The organism is Streptomyces sp. NPDC001492 (genome assembly GCF_053597275.1).
This window is the reverse complement of the sequence record NZ_JBSFHW010000038.1, coordinates 66882-87871: the sequence shown is the minus strand read 5'-3', so window position 1 is coordinate 87871 and position 20990 is coordinate 66882. Positions and strand designations below refer to the sequence as shown.

Sequence of the window (20990 nt, the reverse complement as noted above, 5' to 3'; positions counted from 1 at the left end):
ACAGCCCGCGGTCGCCAGATTGAGCACGAGGCACCCCGGATGGCGTCCCAAAACCCGCACCACCTCTAGGCGGAACCGGAAAATCCGCACATGCTGCGCGCATGACAGCAAAACTGATGCAACGTCAGCTGACGAGACGTCAAATCCTGGGCATGATAGCCCTACAGACGGCCGCGGCAGCGGGCCTCACCCGCATAGGCCTCGAATCCGCCCACGCCGCCGAGCCCGACGCAGTCGATTCCGCCCCGGCGATAGTGGTCGGCTCCGGCTACGGCGGCGCCGTCGCCGCCCTCCGCCTGGGCCAGGCCGGCATCCGCACCCTCGTCCTGGAGATGGGCCGCCTCTGGAACACCCCCGGCCCCGACGGCAAGGTCTTCTGCAACACCGCCAACCCGGACCAGCGCTCCATGTGGTTCCGCAGCCGCACCGAAGCCCCGCTGGCCAGCTTCCTGTGGCTGGACGTCGTCAACAAGGACATCACCCCGTACCCCGGCGCCCTGGACCGCGTGCACTACGACAACATGTCCGTGTACGTCGGCCGCGGCGTCGGCGGAGGCTCCCTGGTCAACGGCGGCATGGCGGTCACCCCGCTCCAGTCGTACTTCACGGAGCAGTTCCCGACCGTGGACGCGGGCGAGATGTACAACACGTACTTCCCGCGGGCCCGTTCCATGCTCGGAGTCAACACCGTCGACCCCGCGTGGTTCGAGTCCACCGAGTGGTACCAGTTCACCCGGACCTCCCGTAAGGCCGCGGCGAAGACCGGTCTGAGGACCACCTTCGTCCCGAACGTCTACGACTTCGACTACATGCAGCGCGAGGCGGCCGGCACGGCCACCAGGTCCGCGCTCGGGCAGGAGGTCATCTACGGCAACAACCACGGCAAGCGCAGCCTCGACAAGACGTACCTGGCCTCGGCGCTCGGCACCGGGAACGTCACCATCAACACCCTGGAGAAGGTGAAGGCCATCGGCCGGGCGAGCGACGGGAGCTGGACCCTGACCGCGGACCGGATCGACAACACCGGCGCCGTCGTCGAGACCAAGCAGTACAGCTGCACGTACCTCTTCCTGGGCGGCGGCAGCCTCGGCACCACCGAACTCCTCGTCCGGGCCCGGGACACGGGCGCCCTGCCCGCGCTGAACTCCAGCGTCGGCGCCGGCTGGGGCACCAACGGCAACACCATGCTCGGCCGCGCCAACCACATCTGGGACACCACCGGCGCCAACCAGTCGACCATGCCGGTCATGGGCATCGACGACTGGGCCAACACCGCCAACCCGGTCTTCGCGGAGATCGCCCCGCTGCCCATCGGGTTCGAGACCTGGGTCAGCCTCTATCTGGCGATCACCAAGAACCCGGAGCGGGCGAGCTTCACGTACGACTCCTCGACCGGTGGGGTCAAGCTCGGCTGGAGTGCCGCGCAGAGCGCCGTCTCGGTCGCCATGGCCAAGAAGCTGTTCGACCGGATCAACTCGGCCAACGCGACCATCTACCGCTACGACCTCTTCGGCTCGTCCAACAAGGTCTTCGCCGACGACTTCTGCTACCACCCGCTGGGCGGCTGCGTCCTCGGCAAGGCGACCGACAACTACGGCCGGGTGAAGGGGTATTCGAAGCTGTACGTCACCGACGGCTCGCTGGTGCCGGGGTCGATCGGCGTGAACCCGTTCGTGACGATCACCGCGCTCGCCGAACGGACGATGGCGCGGGTCCTCGTGGAGGACACCGCGCCATGAGCCGTCGTCGGACCGGGGTGAGCTACTTCGCGTAGATCGCCTCGATCTCGTCCGCGTAGTCCTTCGCCACCACATTGCGCTTGAGCTTCAGCGACGGCGTCAGGTGGCCGGACTCCTCGGTGAACTGGGAGGACAGAATGCGGAACTTCCGCACCGATTCCGCCTTCGACACCGCGGCGTTGCCGTCGTCGATTGCCGACTGGATCGCGGCCTGCAGGTCCGCGTCCTCGCGCAGCGACGCCGCGGTGGAACCCGCCGGCTTGCCGTGCTCGTCGGCCCAGCGGCCCAGGAACTCCTCGTCGACGGTGACCAGCGCGCCCACGAACGGCCGCCCGTCGCCGACCACCATGCACTCCGCGACCAGGGCGTGCGCCCGGATGCGGTCCTCGATCACGGCCGGGGCGACGTTCTTGCCGCCCGCGGTGACGATGATCTCCTTCTTGCGGCCGGTGATCCTGAGGTAGCCGTCCTCGTCCAGGGTGCCGATGTCACCGGTGTGGAACCAGCCGTCGGCCAGCGCCTCCGCGGTCGCCGCCTCGTTGTTCCAGTACCCCTTGAACAGGTGCTCGCCGTGCAGCAGCACCTCGCCGTCGTCCGCGATACGGATCACCGAACCCGGCAGCGGCTGCCCGACCGTGCCGATCTTCTGGCGGTCCCAGGGGTTGAAGGCGGTGGCGGCACAGGACTCGGTCAGGCCGTAGCCCTCCAGGACCGAGAAGCCGATACCGCGGAAGAAGTGACCCAGGCGCTCGCCCAGCGGGGCGCCGCCGGAGATCGCGTACTCGCCGCGGCCGCCGAGCACCGCGCGCAGCTTGCTGTAGACCAGCTTGTCGAACGTCTTGTACTTGATCTTCAGGCCGAGCGACGGGCCGGACGGCGTGTCCAGCGCGCGGCTGTACGCGATCGCGGTGTCCGCCGCCTTGTCGAAGATCTTGCCCTTGCCGTCCGCCTGCGCCTTGGCGCGCGCCGAGTTGTAGACCTTCTCGAAGACGCGCGGGACACCGAGGATCAACGTCGGCCGGAACGAGGCCAGTTCGTCGGTGAGGTTCTTGATGTCCGGGACCAGGCCCAGCTTGATCGGCGCCATCATCGGCGCGATCTGCACCAGCCGGCCGAAGACGTGCGCGAGCGGCAGGAACAGCAGGACGGAACACTCACCGGTACGGAACAGCGGGCGCAGCCGTTCCACGATGTTGCCGCACTCGGCGAAGAAGCTGCGGTGGGTGAGCACACAGCCCTTGGGGCGGCCGGTGGTGCCGGAGGTGTAGACGATCGTCGCCGGGTCGTCGGCCCGCGCCAGCGAGCTGCGGTCCTCGACCATCGCGTCGGTGACGTCCTTGCCGGCGTTGCCGAGCTCCGAGAGCGCGCCGGCCTCGATCTGCCAGACGTGCTTGAGGGCGGGCAGCGACTCGCGCACCGACTCGACGGCGGCCGCGTGGTTGTCCAGCTCGACGATCATGGCGGTCGCGCCCGAGTCGGACAGGATCCACTGCACCTGCTCCGGCGAGCTGGTCTCGTACACCGGCACGGTGACCGCGCCCGCGCTCCAGATCGCGAAGTCCAGCAGCGTCCACTCGTAGCGGGTGCGGGACATCAGGCCGACCCTGTCGCCGGGCTGCACGCCGGAGGCGATGAGGCCCTTGGCGGCCGCGTGCACCTCGGCCAGGAAGGCCGTCGCCGTCACGTCCTGCCACTGACCGCCGACCTTGCGGGCGATCACGGCCACGTCGGGATGCTGCGCGGCGTTTCTGCGGACGATGTCGGTGAGATTGCCGTCCGCAGGGACCTCGTACAAAGCCGGAAGGCTGAACTCGCGCAAGACTGCTGCTCCTAATAAGGCGCCGGCGCCACGACGTTGTGTGATGCGACGGTGGGTCCAAGGCTCGGGCAGGTGCTCAGAGATCCAGTGGTTGAAATGCTGAGCACGACTGGACTGCCCGGACGTTACCCGCCGGTATGGCTTCTTCGACAGGGGGTCCCGGCGAGATGTTCGCTGCGTCACACAGGTTGGTGTTCCTTTGCGTACGGTAGTCCACCCGTTAACTGACTGGCCAGTAACGGCAGGACCGGCCGCCACTGTTCACGTACACCGCACACGCTTACCCTTGATCGTCATGGCATCCACACCGCCCGGCAACCGCAGGACACGCGTCCACGTGGTCAGCGACGTGCACGGCAACGCCCGTGACCTGGCCCGAGCCGGCGAGGGTGCCGATGCCCTGATCTGTCTGGGCGACCTGGTCCTCTTCCTCGACTACGCCGACCACTCGCGCGGGATCTTCCCCGACCTGTTCGGCGAGGAGAACGCCGACCGCATCGTCGAGCTGCGCACCGCCCGGCGCTTCCAGGAGGCGCGGGAGTTCGGCGCCCGGCTGTGGGGCGGCATCGGCACGGACCGGGCCGCCGCGATCGAGCAGGCGGTGCGCAAGCAATACGCCGAGATGTTCGCGGCCTTCCCGACACCGACGTACGCCACCTACGGCAATGTCGACATGCCGCCCCTGTGGCCCGAGTACGCCGGCCCCGGCACGACCGTGCTCGACGGCGAGCGCGTGGAGATCGGCGGCCGCACCTTCGGCTTCGTCGGCGGCGGCCTCAAGTCCCCCATGCGCACCCCGTACGAGATCAGCGACGAGGAGTACGCCGCGAAGATCGAGGCCGTCGGCGAGGTGGACGTGCTGTGCACCCACATCCCGCCGGAGGTTCCCGAGCTGGTCTACGACACGGTGGCGCGCCGCTTCGAGCGGGGCAGCCGGGCGCTCCTGGACGCGATCCGCCGCACCCGCCCCCGGTACGCGCTGTTCGGTCACGTCCACCAGCCCCTGGCACGGCGCATGCGGATCGGGGCCACGGAGTGCGTGAACGTGGGGCACTTCGCGGGGACCGGGAAGCCCTGGGCTCTTGAATGGTGAAGGAACGCAGGTGGGGGTGAAGGCGGCCGCCGACGTGCGCGGTAGCCTTCACGCTGCGCGCACCGTGCGCACGACGACCTCTTTACCGGCCCGCATCTGGAGGAGCCACAGCGATGGCGGAACACACCAGCTCGAGCATCACGATCGAGGCGGCACCGGCCGATGTCATGGGGGTGATCGCAGACTTCGCCCGCTACCCGGACTGGACCGGTGAGGTGAAGGAGGCGGAGGTCCTCGAGACGGACGCCCAGGGCCGGGCCGAGCAGGTCCGCCTCGTCATGGACGCCGGCGCGATCAAGGACGACCAGGTGCTGGCCTACACCTGGACCGGTGAGAACTCGGTTTCCTGGACCCTGGTCAAGTCGCAGATGCTGCGGGCGCTCGACGGGTCGTACATCTTGAAGGCGGTGGGGGCCGGGGCGACCGAGGTCACCTATCAGCTGACGGTGGACGTCAAGATCCCGATGCTCGGGATGATCAAGCGGAAGGCTGAGAAGGTCATCATTGACCGGGCCCTGGCCGGGCTCAAGAAGCGGGTGGAGTCGGGGGAGAAGTAGGGGTCCCGCCGTAGGGGTGCGTCCGGCTTGCGGGGTCTCGGTTACCGTTCAGCCTCATGCGCACCATCCTGATCACTGGCCCTGGCGGTTCCGGGCGTACGACCGTTGCCGCCGCGACCGCCCTGCGGGCCGCCGGCAACGGCACCCGCACCCTCGTCCTCAGTGCCGACCGCACTGACACCCTGGGTGCCGTGCTCGGTGCGGCGACGGGACCGGCCCCGGTCACCGTCGCCCCGAACCTCACCGCCTGGCGCCCCGACGCCGCTGCCGGCTTTCGGGATGATCTCAGCGCTTTTCAGGAACGCGCGGCCAACGTCCTCGATCTGCTCGGGGCCTCTCGGCTGGATGCCGAGGAGGTCACGCCCCTTCCCGGCGCCGAGGAGCTGAACCTGCTGCGGGCGCTGCGGGACGCGGCTCTCGCGGAGGCCCATGACCTGCTGGTCGTCGATCTGCCTCCGACCCCCCAGGCGCTCGCCCTGCTCGCCCTGCCCGAAGAGCTGCGCCGCTATCTGCGCCGGCTGCTGCCGCCCGAGCGGCAGGCGGCGCGGGCCCTGCGGCCCGTCCTCGGGCGGCTGGCCGGGGTCCCGATGCCCTCCGAGTGGCTGTACGAGACGGCCGCCCGCTGGGACACGGAGCTCGGCGCCGTCGAGGCGGTCCTCGCCGACCGGGACACCGTCGTACGGCTGGTCGCCGAACCCGGGCCGGCCGGCGCCGACGCCGTACACTCCGCCGGCCTCGCCCTCGCCCTGCGCGGACTGCGCACCGACGTCCTGGTCGCCAACCGGGTGCTGCCCGAGGCGAACGGCTGGCTCGCCGGGCTCGTCGCCCAGCAGCGCAAGGTCCTGGACGAGTGGCAGGAGCCGTACGACGTCCGGACGGTCGCCCACCTCGGCCGGGACCCGCGCGGCACGGACGACCTCGCCGCGCTCGCCGTCACCGGCACCCTGGACGTCAACGGCACGACCTCCACCGTCGAGTGGCCCGTCGCCGACCGGCTCGCCGACGACGGCGTGCTCGTGTGGCACCTCCCGCTGCCCGGCGCCATACGCGACGACCTGGACCTCATCAGGCGCGGCGACGAACTCGTCGTCGCGGCAGGCCCGTTCCGCCGTATCGTGCCGCTGCCGTCCGTCCTGCGCCGCTGCACCGTGGACGGGGCCGCGCTGCGGGAGGGCGAACTGCGCATCCGGTTCGCGCCCGACCCGGATCTGTGGCCGGAGAGGCCGTGAACCGGCTACGCCCATTCGGGTAACGTCGTAGAGACGAACCGTAGTCAGGAGGTCGTCATGAGCGAAGAGCTCCCCCCGTCAGACTCCGGCAACGACGTGGTCGACGATGGGGCTCCCCCCGCGCGAGCGAATTCGAGCGTGGGGGAGCGGGCGACCGACGCCGACGCCTGGGCGAAGGCGTGCGCCGAGGACCTCGCGGCGGAGAAGGCCCGCCGCCGCGCCGAGCACGGCCAGCCGCCGATCTCGGCCGGCGAGGAACTGCGCAAACTGGTCGACGCCGTCTCGGAGAAGCTGTCGTCGATCCAGTCGCCGCTGCTCGGAGCCGTCGCCGGACCGGCCGCCCAGCAGGTGGTGAAGCAGGTCGTCCAGCAGGCGAAGGCCGCGGTCGAACCCGTCATCGAACGCAATCCGGACGTCTTCGACCACCTCGCCGCCGCGGGCAACGAACTGCTTGCCGCCTACCGCTCCGCGGTCCAGGCCCAGGAACAGCGCTGGACGACCCGTACGACGGACCTGCACAAGGATCTGGACGAGCGCCGGGACGGCGACGAGGGCGGCACCGGCCCCGGGCAACGCATCGACCTGGACTGACTCCCTCGACCCCTCCCTCAGGCCTTGTCGTTCGGTCCCCGCCTTCCCAGCGATTGGACGTCGAGGCCTTGGCGGCAGGGCCTCGGGTACGGTTGGCCGTAGCGGGGCTCGACCGAAACTGAGGGATTCATGGGACTCACCATCGGCGTCGACATCGGCGGCACCAAGATCGCGGCCGGCGTGGTCGATGAGGAAGGCAACATCCTCTCCACGTTCAAGGTGCCGACCCCGGGCACGCCCGAGGCGATCGTGGACGCCATCGCCTCCGCCGTGGAGGGCGCGCACGCCGGGCACGAGATCGTGGGCGTGGGCATCGGTGCGGCCGGTTACGTCAACCGCCAGCGCTCGGAGGTCTACTTCGCGCCCAACATCGACTGGCGCAACGAGCCGCTGAAGGCCAAGGTCGAGGCCCGCGTGGGCCTCCCGGTCGTCGTGGAGAACGACGCCAACGCGGCCGCATGGGGCGAGTACAAGTTCGGCGCGGGCAAGGGCCACCGCAACGTCATCTGCATCACCCTCGGCACCGGCCTCGGCGGCGGCATCATCATCGGCAACAAGCTGCGCCGCGGGCACTACGGCGTGGCCGCCGAGTTCGGCCACATCCGCATGGTGCCCGACGGCCTGCTGTGCGGCTGCGGCAGCCAGGGCTGCTGGGAGCAGTACGCCTCCGGACGCGCCCTCGTCAGATACGCCAAGCAGCGCGCCAACGCCACCCCCGAGAGCGCCGAGATCCTGCTCGGCCTCGGTGACGGCAGCCCCGACGGCATCGAGGGCAAGCACATCTCCATGGCCGCCCGCCAGGGCGACCCGGTCGCCGTCGACTCCTACCGCGAACTCGCCCGCTGGGCCGGCGCGGGCCTCGCGGACCTCGCCTCCCTCTTCGACCCCTCCGCCTTCATCGTCGGCGGCGGCCTCTCGGACGAGGGCGAACTGGTCCTCGACCCGATCCGCAAGTCCTACAAGCGCTGGCTGGTGGGCGGCAACTGGCGCCCGGTGGCCGAGGTCATCGCCGCCCAACTGGGCAACAAGGCGGGGCTGGTCGGAGCAGCGGACCTGGCCCGCGAGCCCGACCCCATCATGTGACGTTCACTTTTCCGGCTGCGGCGCCTGGATGTTTGAGGGGCGCGAGGAACTGCGCGACAAGCCACATACGACCGGTAGTCGCCCATGAACCTCGCGCCTCGGGCCATTGGGCGTAGATTGATCCACATGGAGCTGCTGCCCAACTCCCACACGGAACCGGACGGTTCAGCCGTCATCAGGGTCCTGAGCTACAACATCCGCTCGATGCGCGACGACACAGCGGCCCTGGCCCGCATCATCAGTGCCTGCGCCCCCGACCTGGTCCTCATCCAGGAAGCCCCCCGCTTCTTCCGCTGGCGCAAGAAACTGGCCCGTCTGGCATCGGCCGCAGGCCAGGTCGTCCTCACCGGAGGCGCCACCGCCTCCGGCCCGGCGATCCTCTGCACGCTCCGCGCCACCGTCGAGCGCACCGAGGACGTCCTCCTCCCGCTCACCCCCGGCCTGCACCGCCGCGGCTTCGCCACCGCAGTGGTCCGCTTCGGTGGCGCACGCCTCGGTGTGGTCAGCTACCACCTCTCCCTGCAGGCGGACGAGCGGTACGAGCAGGGCGGCATGCTCCTCGACCGTCTGGCCGGCCTCGGAGTGGAGCACGCGATCGCGGGGGGCGACCTCAACGACCGTCCCACCGGCCGCACCTTCCGCCGCCTCGCCGACGGTCTGCAGGACTGCTGGGCCACCTCCCCCTGGGGCAGCGAGTACACCTCGACGCCCGCGACCCCGTACCAGCGCATCGACGCGATCTTCGCCACCAAGGGCATCGAGGTGCTCGGCTGCGGTGTCCCCGTCGGCCACCCCGGAGTGACGGAGACAGACCTGAGGGCGGCCACGGACCACCTTCCGGTCCTGGCCGCCCTCAAGATCCCTGCCCGCGATGTCCCTGCTGGTTAGACGACGGCTCCGCGCCCCGGATCGTCGTCGTCCTCGTCGTCCGTCTTCATCCGCATCACCAGCGTGGCGAAGCCGCCCAGGAAGCCGCCGATGCCGAGCGTGGCCAGCCACCAGGTCATGTCCCAGCTGAGCAGCACCGCCAGCAGGAGCAGGATCGGACCGCCGATCACGCCCAGCCAGGCGAACTTCGCGGTCGTGTCGGCGGTCGGCAGCGGCGGCGGCTCCGGCGGGACGAAGTGGCCCTCGTCGTCCTCGTCGAAGTCGTCCTCGGACGGCTCGGCGGCCGTGTAGTCGCGCGGGCCGACGCCGGGCGCGAAGGACACCGAGCCGCCCAGGGGCTTCTTCGGCTTCTCCTGCCTCGGCGCCTCACCCTCGGAGTCGTCGTTGGTCTCCGGCTCCAGCAGCGCCAGGTCCTCGATCGACTTGAACGGCTTGGTGCCCGGTGGGTCCTTCGGCTCCTCGCCGTACCCGGCGACGATCGCGGCCCATGCGGCGTCCTCGTCGAAGGGGACGCCCTGCTCCTCCGGCTCGCGGTCCTCGCGGTCCGAGTCGTGCTCAGCCACCTGCGGCCGTCCCTTCCTTGCCGACACTGGGTGCGAGCCGGCCGATGAACGCGAGGCTCTCTTCGAAAATCCGGTCCGCATCGTGGTCCAACGTCGCCACGTGGTAGCTCTGTTCCAGGAGTATCTCCGTCACATCCCTCGACGAGACCCGGCCGAGGATCCGCGCCGAGTCGGCCGGCGGTACGACATGGTCCTGCGGGCTGCGCAGCACCAGCAGCGGCTGTGTGACCTGCGGCAGGTCGCCGTCGACCAGCCGGAAGAAGTTCCGCAGGGAGTGCGCCGCGTGCAGCGGAATCCGGTCGTACCCCAGCTCGGCGCTGCCCTCCTTCGCGATGTCGCTGACGATCCCCTTCGAGGTGCGCACGAGATGGCGGGCCACGGGAAGGGCGTACGGGGAAAAGCCGTGCATGCGGTTCGCCGGGTTGACGACCATCACGCCGGCGACCGCCTCCCCGTGCTTCGCCGCCAGACGCAGCGCCAGGGTGGCGCCCATGGACAGGCCGGCCAGGAACACCTCGCTGCAGCGCTCGCGCAGGGACCGCAGCTCGCGGTCCACCTCGGCGTACCAGTCCTGCCAGCCGGTGAGCTGCATGTCCTCCCAGCGGGTGCCGTGCCCGGGCAGCAGCGGCAGCGAGACCGTGAGGCCGTGCTCGGCGAGATACTCGGCCCAGGGGCGCAGCGACTGGGGGGAACCGGTGAAGCCGTGGCAGAGCAGGACGCCGACCTCCCCGCCCTCGTGGCGGTACGGCTCGGCTCCAGGAAGGACCGGCACCATCGGTCTCCTGTTCATGAGAGTGACGTGAAGTCCAGGTGCTTCACCGTACGCGACCGCACTGACACCGACCAGGGTCGTCGGATCCTTCGACAGTGCTCCGGGTTAAGGTCTGACCGACGGAAACAGGAGGCACACGGGTGTTGTACGGCACGATGAAGGTTGCCATCGGGGGACCGCTGAAGGTCGCCTTCAGGCCCTGGGTGGAAGGCCTGGAGAACATTCCGGCGGAGGGCGCCGCCATCCTGGCGAGCAACCATCTCTCCTTCTCCGACTCGTTCTTCCTGCCCGCGGTCCTCGACCGCAAGGTCACCTTCATCGCGAAGGCCGAGTACTTCACCACGCCGGGCGTCAAGGGCCGGCTGACGGCCGCCTTCTTCAAGGGCGTCGGCCAGCTCCCGGTGGACCGCTCCGGCGCGCGCGGCGCGGGCGAGGCGGCCATCAAGAGCGGCCTGGAGGTCCTGGAGCGCGGCGAGCTGTTCGGCATCTACCCCGAGGGCACGCGCTCGCCCGACGGCCGCCTCTACCGGGGCAAGCCCGGCGGCCTCGCGCGCGTGGCGCTCGCCTCCGGCGCGCCGGTCATCCCGGTCGCGATGATCGACACGGAGAAGATCCAGCCGCCGGGGAAGGTCATGCCCAAGCTGATGCGCCCCGGCATCCGCATCGGCAAGCCCCTCGACTTCAGCCGTTACCAGGGCATGGAGCACGACCGCTTCGTGCTGCGCGCGGTCACCGACGAGGTCATGTACGAGATCATGAAGCTCTCCGGCCAGGAGTACGTCGACATGTACGCGACCGCGGCGAAGAGGCAGATCGCGGAGGCGGCGAAGGCCGAGAAGGAGCAGGCCAAGGAGCAGGCCAAGGAACAGGCCAAGGAACAGGCCAAGAAGGAGAAGTCCGGGGCCTAGGCTCTCGGTCGAGGGGGGTGGGGGACATGCCCAAGCGCGAGCGTGTCATGAGGATGTCGGTCGAGCAGCCGCTGTGGCGTGCGCTCACCGCCTACCGGGTGCTCACGATGCTCTACGCGGTCGGCCTGTTCGCCACCGCCTACGACGAGTACGACCACGCGGGCGTCGCCATCGCCTACTACGTCGTCCTGTTCCTGTGGACGCTCGCCACCCTGCCCCGCGTCCAGAGCGCGGCCGCCTGCACCAAGCGCTTCCTCGCGGTCGACCTCGCCGTCGCGCTCACCGGCATCCTCCTCACCCCGCTCGCCGCCAACGGCCAGCACATCCACAACGGCGGCCCCACCCTGCCGTCGATATGGACCGCCGGCTCGGTCCTCGCGTACGCCATCAAGGGCGGCTGGCGCTGGGCCGCGTTCGCGTCGACGCCGGTCGCCGCAGCCAATCTGATCGAGCGCGGCGCCCCCGCCCGCGACACCGTCCACAACGTGATCCTGGTCTGGGTCGCCTCCATCGCCATCGGCTACGTCGTCGAGGTCGCCCGCGCCTCCGAGCGCACCCTCGCCCGGGCCCTGGAGATCGAGGCCGCGACCCGGGAGCGGGAGCGGCTCGCCCGGGACATCCACGACGGCGTACTGCAGGTGCTGGCCATGGTGCAGCGCAGGGGCACGGTCCTCGGCGGCGAGGCGGCCGAGCTGGGCCGGATGGCGGGCGAGCAGGAGGTCGCGCTGCGCACCCTGGTCTCCGGCGGGCTGGTCCCCGTCTCCCGGGTGTCGGAGGACGCCGCCGAGGGAGCGGTCGTACGGGCCGTGGAGGAGCCCTCGTACGACGAGGACGGCCCGGTCGATCTGCGGGCGCTGCTCGCCCCGTACGCCGCCGCGAAGGTCAGCTTCGCCGAACCGGGAGCGGCTGTTCTGCTGCCCAGGGCCGCGGCGAGGGAACTGGCCGCGGCCGTCGGCGCCGCCCTGGACAACGTGCGCAGGCATGCCGGCGAGGACGCGCGCGCGTGGATCCTCGTCGAGGACGAGCCCGGTGAGGTCGTGGTGACCGTACGGGACGACGGACCCGGCATCCCCGAGGGCCGGCTCGCGCAGGCCGAGGGGGAGGGGCGGCTCGGCGTCGCCCTGTCGATCCGCGGCCGGCTGCGCGACCTCGGCGGCAGCGCCGAACTGATCTCGGTGCCCGGGCAGGGCACGGAGGTCGAACTGAAAGTACCGAAGGACGCGAAGGACCCACGGGGGAAGGCAGAGCGGCGATGACGGACTCGACCGACGAGCGGCAGGGCGCGATCAAGGTCATGGTGGTCGACGACCACCCCATGTGGCGCGACGCCGTCGCCCGCGACCTGACCGAGTCCGGCTTCGACGTGGTCGCCACCGCGGGCGACGGCGACCAGGCCGTGCGCCGCGCCAAGGCCGCCGGCCCCGATGTGCTCGTGCTCGACCTGAACCTGCCCGCCAAGCCCGGCGTCCAGGTCTGCAAGGAGCTCGTCGGCCACAACCCCGCGCTGCGCGTCCTCGTGCTGTCGGCGAGCGGTGAGCACGCCGACGTCCTGGAGGCGGTGAAGTCCGGCGCCACCGGCTATCTGCTGAAGTCGGCGTCCACGGACGAGCTGCTGGACGCGGTGCGCCGCACGGCCGTCGGCGACCCGGTGTTCACTCCGGGCCTGGCCGGGCTGGTCCTCGGCGAGTACCGCCGGCTCGCCTCCGAGCCCGCGCCCGCCGCGGACACCGACCAGCCGGGCGCCCCGCAGCTCACCGACCGTGAGACCGAGGTGCTGCGCCTGGTCGCCAAGGGCCTGAGCTACAAGCAGATCGCCGAACGCCTGGTCATCTCCCACCGCACGGTCCAGAACCACGTCCAGAACACCCTCGGCAAGCTCCAGCTGCACAACAGGGTGGAGCTCGTCCGGTACGCCATAGAGCGCGGACTCGACGACGAGTGACAGTGCCACGGGAGCTTGACGGCGGGTAAACCAACCGCCCGCCGATTCACCGGAATTGCCCTTCCCGCCCATCCCTCTGTGACCTGGATCACCATTAGCGTGGCTGTCACCAGGCAACTGCGGCGAAGGGACATTTCCATGCGGGTCGGAGTACTGACCGGAGGCGGCGACTGCCCCGGACTCAACGCCGTCATCCGGGGCATCGTCCGCAAGGGCGTGCAGGAGTACGGCTACGACTTCGTCGGCTACCGGGACGGCTGGCGCGGACCCCTCGAAGGCGACACCGTCCGCCTCGACATCCCCGCCGTGCGCGGCATCCTGCCGCGCGGCGGCACCATCCTCGGCTCCTCGCGCACGAATCCGCTGAAGCAGGAGAACGGCATCCGCCGGATCAAGGAGAACCTCGCCAAGCAGGAGGTCGAGGCGCTCATCGCGATCGGCGGCGAGGACACCCTGGGCGTCGCGGCGCGCCTCACCGACGAGTACGGCGTCCCCGTCGTCGGCGTACCGAAGACCATCGACAACGACCTGTCCGCCACCGACTACACCTTCGGCTTCGACACCGCGGTCGGCATCGCCACCGAGGCCATCGACCGTCTGCACACCACCGCCGAGTCCCACATGCGCGTCCTGGTCTGCGAGGTGATGGGCCGGCACGCCGGCTGGATCGCCCTGCACTCCGGCCTCGCCGGCGGCGCCAACGTGATCCTCATCCCCGAGCAGCGCTTCGACCTCGAACAGGTCTGCGCCTGGATCACCTCCCGCTTCAAGGCCTCGTACGCCCCGATCGTGGTCGTCGCCGAGGGCGCCATGCCCAAGGACGGCGACGTGGTCCTCAAGGACGAGTCGCTGGACTCCTTCGGGCATGTCCGCCTGTCCGGGGTCGGCGAATGGCTCGCCAAGGAGATCGAGAAGCGCACCGGCAAGGAAGCCCGCACGACCGTCCTCGGTCACATCCAGCGCGGCGGCACCCCCAGCGCCTTCGACCGCTGGCTCGCCACCCGCTTCGGCCTGCACGCCATCGAAGCCGTCCACGAGGGCGACTTCGGCAAGATGGTCGCCCTGCGCGGCACCGACATCGTCCGCGTCCCGATCGCGGAGGCGACGGCGAAGCTGAAGACGGTGGACCCCGAGCTGTACGAGGAGGTCGGGGTCTTCTTCGGCTGACGGCAGTCCCCGGACGGCTACACGGTCGTGCGGTGCAGCTGGCCGATCAGCTCCCGCACGATCGCCGTCCCGTTCAGTGTCAGCACCGACTCCGGGTGGAACTGGACGCCCGCGAACCGCGGACCGCGCAGCGCGTGCACCTCCCCGTTCGCCGCCCGGCTCACCTCGACCCCGTGCGCCGCCAGCTCCTGCGCCCCCTCGTCGTCGCAGCGCGCCACGAAGCTGTTGTAGAAGCCGACGGTCTCCGTCCGCCCGAACAGCTCGATCGTCGTCTGCGCCCCCTGGTACGGCACTTCCTTCCGTACGATCTCAAGACCCAGCTCGGCCGCGATCAGCTCGTGCCCGAGGCAGACCCCGAGCACACCGTGCCGGTGCTCACGGATGACCCGCGCGGTGAGGTCGCCCAGGAACCGCATCTTGGGGTCGTCCAGGTCGGACGGGTCACCCGGGCCGGGACCCAGCACGAGTGGGCCCTCGTGCGCGAGCACCGCCTCCCGCAGCCCCGGCTCGTCGTAGCGCCGGACGGTCACCTCCAGCCCGGCCGAGCGCAGCACATGCGCGAGCATCGAGGTGAAGGTGTCCTCGCCGTCGACCACGAAGGCATGCCCTCCGAGCTCGTGGGACCGCTCCTGCATCCGCAGCCAGAACGGCGCCAGCGAGGCCCGGCGCCCGTCGAGCGCGGCACGCACGCGTGGGTCGTCGGCGAGCCGCACGCGCGCGTGCTCCTCGCCCGGCCGTGACGGACGTACGCCCAGGGCCGCCAGCACGCCCGCCGCCTTCGCATGCGTCTCGGCGACCTCGCTCGCCGGGTCCGAGCCGCGGACGAGGGTGGCGCCGACCGGCACCCGCAGATGCCCCTGGGAGGAGATGTCGGCCGTACGGATCAGGATGGGGGAGTCGAGGGTCTGGGCGCCGCCGGCGTCCCGGCCCAGCAGCGCCAGCGCGCCCGCGTAGTACCCGCGCCCGCCGACCTCGTGCCGCTCGATGACCCGGCAGGCGTTCTGCACCGGCGAGCCGGTGACGGTCGCCGCGAACATGGTCTCCTTCAGCACCTCGCGCACGTCCAGCGAGGACTTCCCGCGCAACTCGTACTCGGTGTGCGCGAGGTGGGCCATCTCCTTCAGCCGCGGGCCGACGACGACCCCGCCCATGTCGCCGACGGTGCACATCATCTTGAGCTCCTCGTCGACGACCATCGACAGCTCCTCGATCTCCTTGCCGTCGGCGAGGAAGTCCAGCAGGTGCTCGGGCGTCGGGCCCTCGGCGGGATATCGGTACGTCCCGCTGATCGGGTTCATCACGACCGTGCCGCCGGACATCCGCACATGCACCTCGGGACTGGCCCCGACCAGCGTGCGCTCCCCGGTGTGCACGACGAACGTCCAGTACGCGCCCCGCTCGCCCTCCAGCAGCCGCCGGAACAGCGCGAGGGCGTCCGTGCGGGAGAACCCCGGGATCCCGCCCTCGTACGTCCGCCGGATCACGAAGTTGGCGCCCTCGCCCTGTCCGATCTCCTCCCGCAGCACCCGGCCGACGATCTCGCCGTACTCCTCGTCGTCGACGTCGAAGCCGCCGCCCGTCACGCGCACGTCGTGCGCCGGGAGCTGTGCGAGGGCATCGGTGAGCGGGATCTCGTACGACTCCTCGGGAGCGAGGAAGGTCAGCGGTGTCCCGTCGTCGCGGACGTCGAAGCCGCGTTCGCGGATCTGGCGGAAGGGGACGAGTGCGAGGCCCTGGTCGGGGAGGTCGGCCAGCCGGTCGTACGTGGTGACCGGGCCCAGGAACAGCTCGACCGTCTGCTCGTCGTGGCCGGGGGCGCGGCGGCGAAGCAGGGCGAAAGGGCGGGGGTCCTGCAGGAGCCGTACGAGATCCATGGTTCCTCTTCCGTCGATGTCGAGCGATGTCGAGTCGATGCGATGTCGGTGAGGAACGACCCCGGAAAACGCCGAAGGCCGCCCCTCGGGCGGCCTTCGCGAAGTCTTGCGTACGCGCAGTCAGTGGGCCGCCGGATGAGCGGTCCACCACCAGTTCTGGGTCGAAAGCGCGAACATGCGGTGCACCCTACCGCACCACCGCGCCGTCCGTACGGTGATCCCTCCGTCTCACCAGTCGAGCGGGAGGAAAAGCACTCGACACGACCCCGTAATGTTTACGGGGTGACCGTGAACGCTAAGACCAGCGCGAGCGCTGGCAACACCTGGCGAGATCTGCCCGCGGCGCAGCAGCCCGAGTACCCCGACACCGAGGCTCTGCGCGCAGTCGTTGCGGACCTCGAGTCGTATCCGCCGCTCGTCTTCGCGGGCGAGTGCGACCAGCTGCGCGCCCGGATGGCGGCCGTCGCCAAGGGAGAGGCGTTCCTCCTCCAGGGCGGCGACTGTGCCGAGGCCTTCGACGGGGTGTCCGCCGACCACATCCGCAACAAGCTCAAGACGCTGCTGCAGATGGGCGCCGTGCTGACGTACGCCGCCTCGGTGCCGGTCGTGAAGGTCGGCCGTATCGCCGGCCAGTACTCCAAGCCGCGCTCCAAGCCGACCGAGACCCGCGACGGGGTGACGTTGCCGACCTACCGCGGCGACTCCGTCAACGGCTTCGACTTCACCGAGGCCGCCCGGATCCCGGATCCGGAGCGGCTGAAGCGGATGTACCACGCGTCCGCCTCCACGCTGAACCTGGTGCGCGCCTTCACCACGGGCGGTTACGCGGACCTGCGCCAGGTGCACGCCTGGAACCAGGACTTCGTGAAGTCGTCCCCCTCCGGCCAGCGCTACGAGCAGCTGGCCCGGGAGATCGACAACGCGCTGAACTTCATGCGGGCCTGCGGCACCGACCCGGAGGAGTTCAAGACCGTCGAGTTCTACTCCTCGCACGAGGCGCTGCTGCTGGACTACGAGTCCGCGCTCACCCGCGTCGACTCGCGCACCGGGCAGCTGTACGACGTCTCCGGGCACATGGTGTGGATCGGTGAGCGCACCCGGCAGCTGGACGGTGCGCACATCGAGTTCGCCTCGAAGATCCGCAACCCGATCGGCATCAAGCTCGGCCCGACCACCACGGCCGAGGAGGCGCTGCAGTACATCGACCGCCTCGACCCGGACCGCGAGCCGGGCCGGCTGACCTTCATCGTCCGCATGGGCGCGGACAAGATCCGCGACAAGCTCCCCGAGCTGGTCGAGAAGGTCACCGCCTCCGGTGCCACCGTGGCCTGGGTGACCGACCCGATGCACGGCAACACCTTCGAGGCGGCCTCCGGCCACAAGACCCGCCGCTTCGACGACGTGCTGGACGAGGTCAAGGGCTTCTTCGAGGTCCACAAGGGCCTCGGCACCCACCCGGGCGGCATCCACGTCGAGCTCACCGGTGACGATGTCACCGAGTGCGTGGGCGGCGGCGACGAGATCTTCGTCGACGATCTGCACCAGCGCTACGAGACGGCCTGCGACCCGCGTCTGAACCGCAGCCAGTCCCTCGACCTGGCGTTCCTCGTCGCGGAGATGTACCGGGACCAGTAACGGCTGGTCACAGCGATGGGGCGCGGATCACATGCGATCCGCGCCCCTCTGCACTTTTGCGGGAACAGAGCGCCGGGTAAGGTTAGGTTAGCCTCACCGATCAATCGGGACGGCACCACTTCGATCCCGGCGGGAGGTGAACCGCGTGTTCGTCTGCAGTTGCTTCGGCATCACGGAACAGCAGGTCAAGAAGCACGCGGAGGACGGTGCCTGCACCCCACGTCAGATAGCGTCGGCCTGCAAGGCGGGCACGGACTGCGGTTCGTGCGTACGGCGCATCCAGGTGCTGCTGGGCCGGGGTGAGTGGCCCCGCCGTGAACTCGCGGACCAGGGCAAGCCGGCCCTGAGCGCGCTGGACGAGGCGGCCTAGCTCTCCGGCTGCTCGATCAGCTGCGCGATGTACAGCGCCTCACCGAGCTTCTCCACCAGTTCCAGCTGGGTGTCGAGGTAGTCGATGTGGTGCTCCTCGTCCTCGAGGATCGACTCGAAGATGTTCGCGGACGTGATGTCGCCCTTGTTCCGCATCACCTCGATGCCCCGCTTGAGGCGGTCGATCGCCTCGACCTCGATCTGCCGGTCCGCCTCGAACATCTCCCTGACGGTCTGTCCCACGCGCACATGGAAGAGGCGCTGGTAGTTCGGCAGCCCCTCCAGGAAGAGGATCCGGTCGGTGAGCACCTCCGCGTGCTTCATCTCGTCGAACGACTCGTGCCGCGTGTACTTGGCCAGCTTCGTCCAGCCGAAGTTCTCCTGCATCTTCGCGTGCAGAAAGTACTGGTTGATCGCGGTCAGCTCGCCGGTGAGCTGCTCATTGAGGAATTCGATGACCTCGGGGTCGCCCTGCATCGCTAAGGCTCCTTCCAAGCGGGGGGAACTGGCAGGTTGCGCCGCATGATTGCACCGGCAACGAAGATCGTCCAGTAAGTGTTCGCTTAGTAAGTAAGTGCATGCTTAGTGCTAATTGCCCCGGTTTGGCGGGGGCGGTCAAGTGCACCGTCCGCGGTCTGTCAGGATGGAGTCATGGGTCAGCCGGTGGAGCGTGAATCGGGAGAACGCGATTCAGGAGGAGCAGCACAGTCCGAGCTTCCCCCGGGCCAGCGTCTGCAGCGCGGCTGGCCGGTCACGCATTACGGGCCCGTTCCCAAGTTCCGCCCGGAGCGCTGGGAGTTCAGGGTCTTCGGCGCCACCGCGGACGGCGAGAAGCACTGCTGGACCCACGAGGAGTTCACGGCTCTGCCGTACACCACCGTCGTGGCCGACCTGCACTGCGTCACGAAGTTCAGCATGCTCGGCGCCGAATGGGGCGGCATTCCGGCTCGTACGATCCTTGAGATCGCACCGCCCGCACCCACGGTCACCCATGTGATGGTGTGGGCCGAGTACGGGTTCAGTGCGAACCTACGCCTGGCGGATTTCGCCTCCGAGCGGACCATCTTCGCCACCCACAAGGACGGCGAACTGCTGACCGCGGAACACGGCTTCCCGCTGCGCCTCGTCGTGCCCCATCTGTATGCCTGGAAGGGCCCCAAGTGGGTGCGCGGCGTGGAGTACATGACCGCCGACCGCCGGGGCTTCTGGGAGGAGCGCGGCTACCACAACGTCGGCGACCCGTGGAAGGAGCAGCGCTACTCCTACCAGGAGGAGCCCGGGGAGGGCCCCGAGCTCTGATCCCGGTCCTCGGCGGTCAGTGGTGGTACCCGTGCACCACGGCATGGCCCTTGCCGCGGCCGATCATCCACTTGTTGACGGGCGTCGTCACGAAGAAGGCGAGCGCCAGCGAGATCGCGAGCGACCCCCAGAAGAGCAGGTCGGCCAGTTCCGCGTCCATGGCGTCCGGCCACAGCACGATCACGCCGTTGTCGATCAGCTCCATCACGGCGATGGACAGGGTGTCCGCGGCCAGCGCCACCCGGAAGGCCGTACGGAAGTCGACGCCGGCCCGCAGCACCCCGCGCAGCGTGAGCGAGTAGCCGAAGAGGAACGCGAGCACGATCGCCAGCACCGTCGTCGCCACGTTGCCCCAGCCGAAGGCCGTGCCGATCACCATGCCCAGCACCTCACCGATGGCGCAGCCGGTGAGGCAGTGGAGGGTGGCCTGCGCGGCCATGCTCCAGGTGGCGGCCGCCGGGTGATGGTGCGCGTCCGCGTGGGCGGGTGTGTGCGCGTGTGCCTCGTGCTGCATGACTGCCCCCAGTGTCAGGTGACGGTTCCTGTACCGAGCAGGAACCGTATACCCCCCAGGGGTATTCCGGAACGGATCAGGAATCGCGCAGTTTCTTCAGCCGCTCCACATCGGCCGCATGCCCTTCCTTGCCACCGGGCGTCTCGATGATCAGCGGTACGCCCTCGGTGGCGGGGTGGGTCATCAGCGCCCGGAACGGGTCCTCGCCGATGTGACCTGCGCCGATGTTCTCGTGCCGGTCCTTGTGCGCGCCGACCACGTCCTTGGAGTCGTTCGCGTGGATCAGCTTCAGCCGGCCCTCGCCGACCGTGTCCACCAGCAGATCGAGGGTCTGGTGCATACCGCTCGGGCCGGTCAGGTCGTGGCCGGCCGCGAAGATGTGGCAGGTGTCGAGGCAGACGCCCAGCCTCGGATGGGCGTCCAGGGCCTCGAAATACGGCCCGAAGTCCCAGGTCCGCGAGCAGAGCGAGGCGCCCTGCCCGGCCGTCGACTCCAGCAGCAGGAACGGATCGTCGTCGTGGGTGAGTTCGTCCAGCAGCGGCAGCAGATGCTCCCGTACCTGCTTCAGGGCCACGGACCGGTCCCGGCGGCCCGTCGCGCTGCCCGTGTGCACGACCACGCCGAGCGCCCCGATCTCCCGCCCGCGCCGCAGCGAGTGCCGAAGCGACTCCACCGACTTCTCCACGGTCGCCTCGGTGTGCGAGCCGAAGTTGATCAGGTACGGGGCGTGGACGTACGCCGGGATCGACTCGGTCGCGCACACCTCGCGGAACGCCTCGTCCTGCCGCGGATTGCCGGCGGGCGTGGCCCAGCCGCGCGGGTTGGCGACGAAGACCTGCACGGTCTCGGCCTTGAGATCGTGGGCGTAGGACAGACCGACGGAGTGGAGGCCGCCGGCCACGGGGACGTGGCCGCCGACGGGGTTGCGGGACTGCTGACTCTTCACCC

Annotated in this window: 22 protein-coding genes; 14 read left to right on the top strand and 8 right to left on the bottom strand. The window is 69.8% G+C overall.

Features of this window, described 5'->3' with window-relative positions; translation table 11 throughout:
* Window positions 1–116: 116 nt before the first annotated feature.
* Window positions 117–1739: a GMC oxidoreductase gene (locus tag ACWC1K_RS36980; RefSeq protein WP_450837297.1), complete on the top strand. Its 1623-nt coding sequence runs from the start codon at window positions 117–119 to the stop codon at window positions 1737–1739.
* A gap of 22 nt (window positions 1740–1761) precedes the next feature.
* Here ACWC1K_RS36980 and ACWC1K_RS36975 read toward each other — a convergent pair whose 3' ends face one another.
* Window positions 1762–3558 (bottom strand): AMP-dependent synthetase/ligase, encoded by a 1797-nt coding sequence (locus tag ACWC1K_RS36975; protein ID WP_450837276.1) that lies wholly within the window; start codon window positions 3556–3558, stop codon window positions 1762–1764.
* A gap of 337 nt (window positions 3559–3895) precedes the next feature.
* On the opposite strand from ACWC1K_RS36975, the gene ACWC1K_RS36970 reads away from it, so the two are divergent.
* The 6 genes from ACWC1K_RS36970 (at window position 3896) to ACWC1K_RS36945 (ending at window position 8999) form a co-directional block, all read left to right on the top strand.
* Window positions 3896–4651: a metallophosphoesterase family protein gene (locus ACWC1K_RS36970; protein ID WP_185124410.1), complete on the top strand. Its 756-nt coding sequence runs from the start codon at window positions 3896–3898 to the stop codon at window positions 4649–4651.
* A 113-nt stretch (window positions 4652–4764) separates the two neighbouring features.
* Window positions 4765–5208, top strand: a complete 444-nt coding sequence (locus tag ACWC1K_RS36965; protein ID WP_389069545.1) for an SRPBCC family protein — start codon at window positions 4765–4767, stop codon at window positions 5206–5208.
* A gap of 56 nt (window positions 5209–5264) precedes the next feature.
* Window positions 5265–6437, top strand: a complete 1173-nt coding sequence (locus ACWC1K_RS36960; protein ID WP_450837275.1) for an ArsA family ATPase — start codon at window positions 5265–5267, stop codon at window positions 6435–6437.
* Window positions 6438–6494: 57 nt separating this feature from the next.
* Complete coding sequence (locus ACWC1K_RS36955; protein ID WP_450837274.1) at window positions 6495–7028, top strand: DUF5304 domain-containing protein; 534 nt, start codon at window positions 6495–6497, stop codon at window positions 7026–7028.
* A 129-nt stretch (window positions 7029–7157) separates the two neighbouring features.
* Window positions 7158–8111 carry an ROK family glucokinase gene (locus ACWC1K_RS36950; RefSeq protein WP_450837273.1) on the top strand — a complete coding sequence of 318 codons (954 nt, stop codon included), beginning with the start codon at window positions 7158–7160 and terminating at the stop codon, window positions 8109–8111.
* Between the two features lie 126 nt (window positions 8112–8237).
* On the top strand, window positions 8238–8999 hold the full coding sequence (locus tag ACWC1K_RS36945; RefSeq protein ID WP_450837272.1) for an endonuclease/exonuclease/phosphatase family protein: 762 nt from the start codon (window positions 8238–8240) through the stop codon (window positions 8997–8999).
* On the opposite strand, the gene ACWC1K_RS36940 is transcribed toward ACWC1K_RS36945, so the two are convergent.
* Together ACWC1K_RS36940 and ACWC1K_RS36935 are read right to left on the bottom strand one after the other, a co-directional pair.
* Window positions 8996–9562 carry a hypothetical protein gene (locus ACWC1K_RS36940; protein ID WP_450837271.1) on the bottom strand — a complete coding sequence of 189 codons (567 nt, stop codon included), beginning with the start codon at window positions 9560–9562 and terminating at the stop codon, window positions 8996–8998. The genes ACWC1K_RS36945 and ACWC1K_RS36940 overlap by 4 nt on opposite strands.
* Window positions 9555–10334 carry an alpha/beta hydrolase gene (locus ACWC1K_RS36935; protein WP_450837296.1) on the bottom strand — a complete coding sequence of 260 codons (780 nt, stop codon included), beginning with the start codon at window positions 10332–10334 and terminating at the stop codon, window positions 9555–9557. Before ACWC1K_RS36935 ends, ACWC1K_RS36940 begins: the two co-directional genes overlap by 8 nt.
* Before the next feature lie 155 nt (window positions 10335–10489).
* Here ACWC1K_RS36935 and ACWC1K_RS36930 point away from each other — a divergent pair, with 155 nt between their 5' ends.
* The 4 genes from ACWC1K_RS36930 to ACWC1K_RS36915 all read left to right on the top strand — a co-directional run bounded on the left by ACWC1K_RS36930 (window position 10490) and on the right by ACWC1K_RS36915 (window position 14351).
* Window positions 10490–11242 (top strand): 1-acyl-sn-glycerol-3-phosphate acyltransferase, encoded by a 753-nt coding sequence (locus ACWC1K_RS36930; protein ID WP_450837295.1) that lies wholly within the window; start codon window positions 10490–10492, stop codon window positions 11240–11242.
* Window positions 11243–11268: 26 nt separating this feature from the next.
* Window positions 11269–12498, top strand: a complete 1230-nt coding sequence (gene macS, locus ACWC1K_RS36925) for a MacS family sensor histidine kinase (protein WP_450837270.1) — start codon at window positions 11269–11271, stop codon at window positions 12496–12498.
* A complete protein-coding gene (locus tag ACWC1K_RS36920) occupies window positions 12495–13184 on the top strand; it encodes a response regulator (protein ID WP_450837269.1) in 690 nt (229 codons plus the stop codon). The genes macS and ACWC1K_RS36920 overlap by 4 nt, the downstream gene beginning before the upstream one ends.
* A 138-nt stretch (window positions 13185–13322) precedes the next feature.
* Entirely contained in the window at window positions 13323–14351 is a 1029-nt protein-coding gene (locus ACWC1K_RS36915; protein ID WP_389069525.1) for a 6-phosphofructokinase, read from the top strand.
* A 17-nt stretch (window positions 14352–14368) separates the two neighbouring features.
* Here ACWC1K_RS36915 and ACWC1K_RS36910 read toward each other — a convergent pair whose 3' ends face one another.
* Together ACWC1K_RS36910 and ACWC1K_RS36905 are read right to left on the bottom strand one after the other, a co-directional pair.
* On the bottom strand, window positions 14369–16225 hold the full coding sequence (locus ACWC1K_RS36910; RefSeq protein ID WP_450837268.1) for an anthranilate synthase family protein: 1857 nt from the start codon (window positions 16223–16225) through the stop codon (window positions 14369–14371).
* Between the two features lie 120 nt (window positions 16226–16345).
* Window positions 16346–16402, bottom strand: coding sequence for a trp operon leader peptide (locus tag ACWC1K_RS36905; RefSeq protein ID WP_078912442.1), 57 nt, complete (start codon window positions 16400–16402; stop codon window positions 16346–16348).
* 105 nt (window positions 16403–16507) lie between these two features.
* Between ACWC1K_RS36905 and ACWC1K_RS36900 the strand changes: the two genes are divergently transcribed.
* Window positions 16508–17860, top strand: coding sequence for a class II 3-deoxy-7-phosphoheptulonate synthase (locus ACWC1K_RS36900; protein ID WP_450837267.1), 1353 nt, complete (start codon window positions 16508–16510; stop codon window positions 17858–17860).
* A 136-nt stretch (window positions 17861–17996) separates the two neighbouring features.
* Complete coding sequence (locus ACWC1K_RS36895; protein WP_450837266.1) at window positions 17997–18230, top strand: (2Fe-2S)-binding protein; 234 nt, start codon at window positions 17997–17999, stop codon at window positions 18228–18230.
* Here ACWC1K_RS36895 and bfr read toward each other — a convergent pair.
* On the bottom strand, window positions 18227–18706 hold the full coding sequence (gene bfr / locus ACWC1K_RS36890) for a bacterioferritin (RefSeq protein ID WP_351469901.1): 480 nt from the start codon (window positions 18704–18706) through the stop codon (window positions 18227–18229). The two genes, ACWC1K_RS36895 and bfr, sit on opposite strands and share 4 nt — an antisense overlap.
* Before the next feature lie 174 nt (window positions 18707–18880).
* Between bfr and ACWC1K_RS36885 the strand changes: the two genes are divergently transcribed.
* Complete coding sequence (locus tag ACWC1K_RS36885; RefSeq protein WP_450837265.1) at window positions 18881–19528, top strand: sulfite oxidase-like oxidoreductase; 648 nt, start codon at window positions 18881–18883, stop codon at window positions 19526–19528.
* A 16-nt stretch (window positions 19529–19544) separates the two neighbouring features.
* On the opposite strand, the gene ACWC1K_RS36880 is transcribed toward ACWC1K_RS36885, so the two are convergent.
* Window positions 19545–20042, bottom strand: coding sequence for a DUF4396 domain-containing protein (locus ACWC1K_RS36880; protein WP_450837264.1), 498 nt, complete (start codon window positions 20040–20042; stop codon window positions 19545–19547).
* 76 nt (window positions 20043–20118) lie between these two features.
* Window positions 20119–20988: a deoxyribonuclease IV gene (locus ACWC1K_RS36875; protein WP_450837263.1), complete on the bottom strand. Its 870-nt coding sequence runs from the start codon at window positions 20986–20988 to the stop codon at window positions 20119–20121.
* Window positions 20989–20990 lie beyond the last annotated feature (2 nt).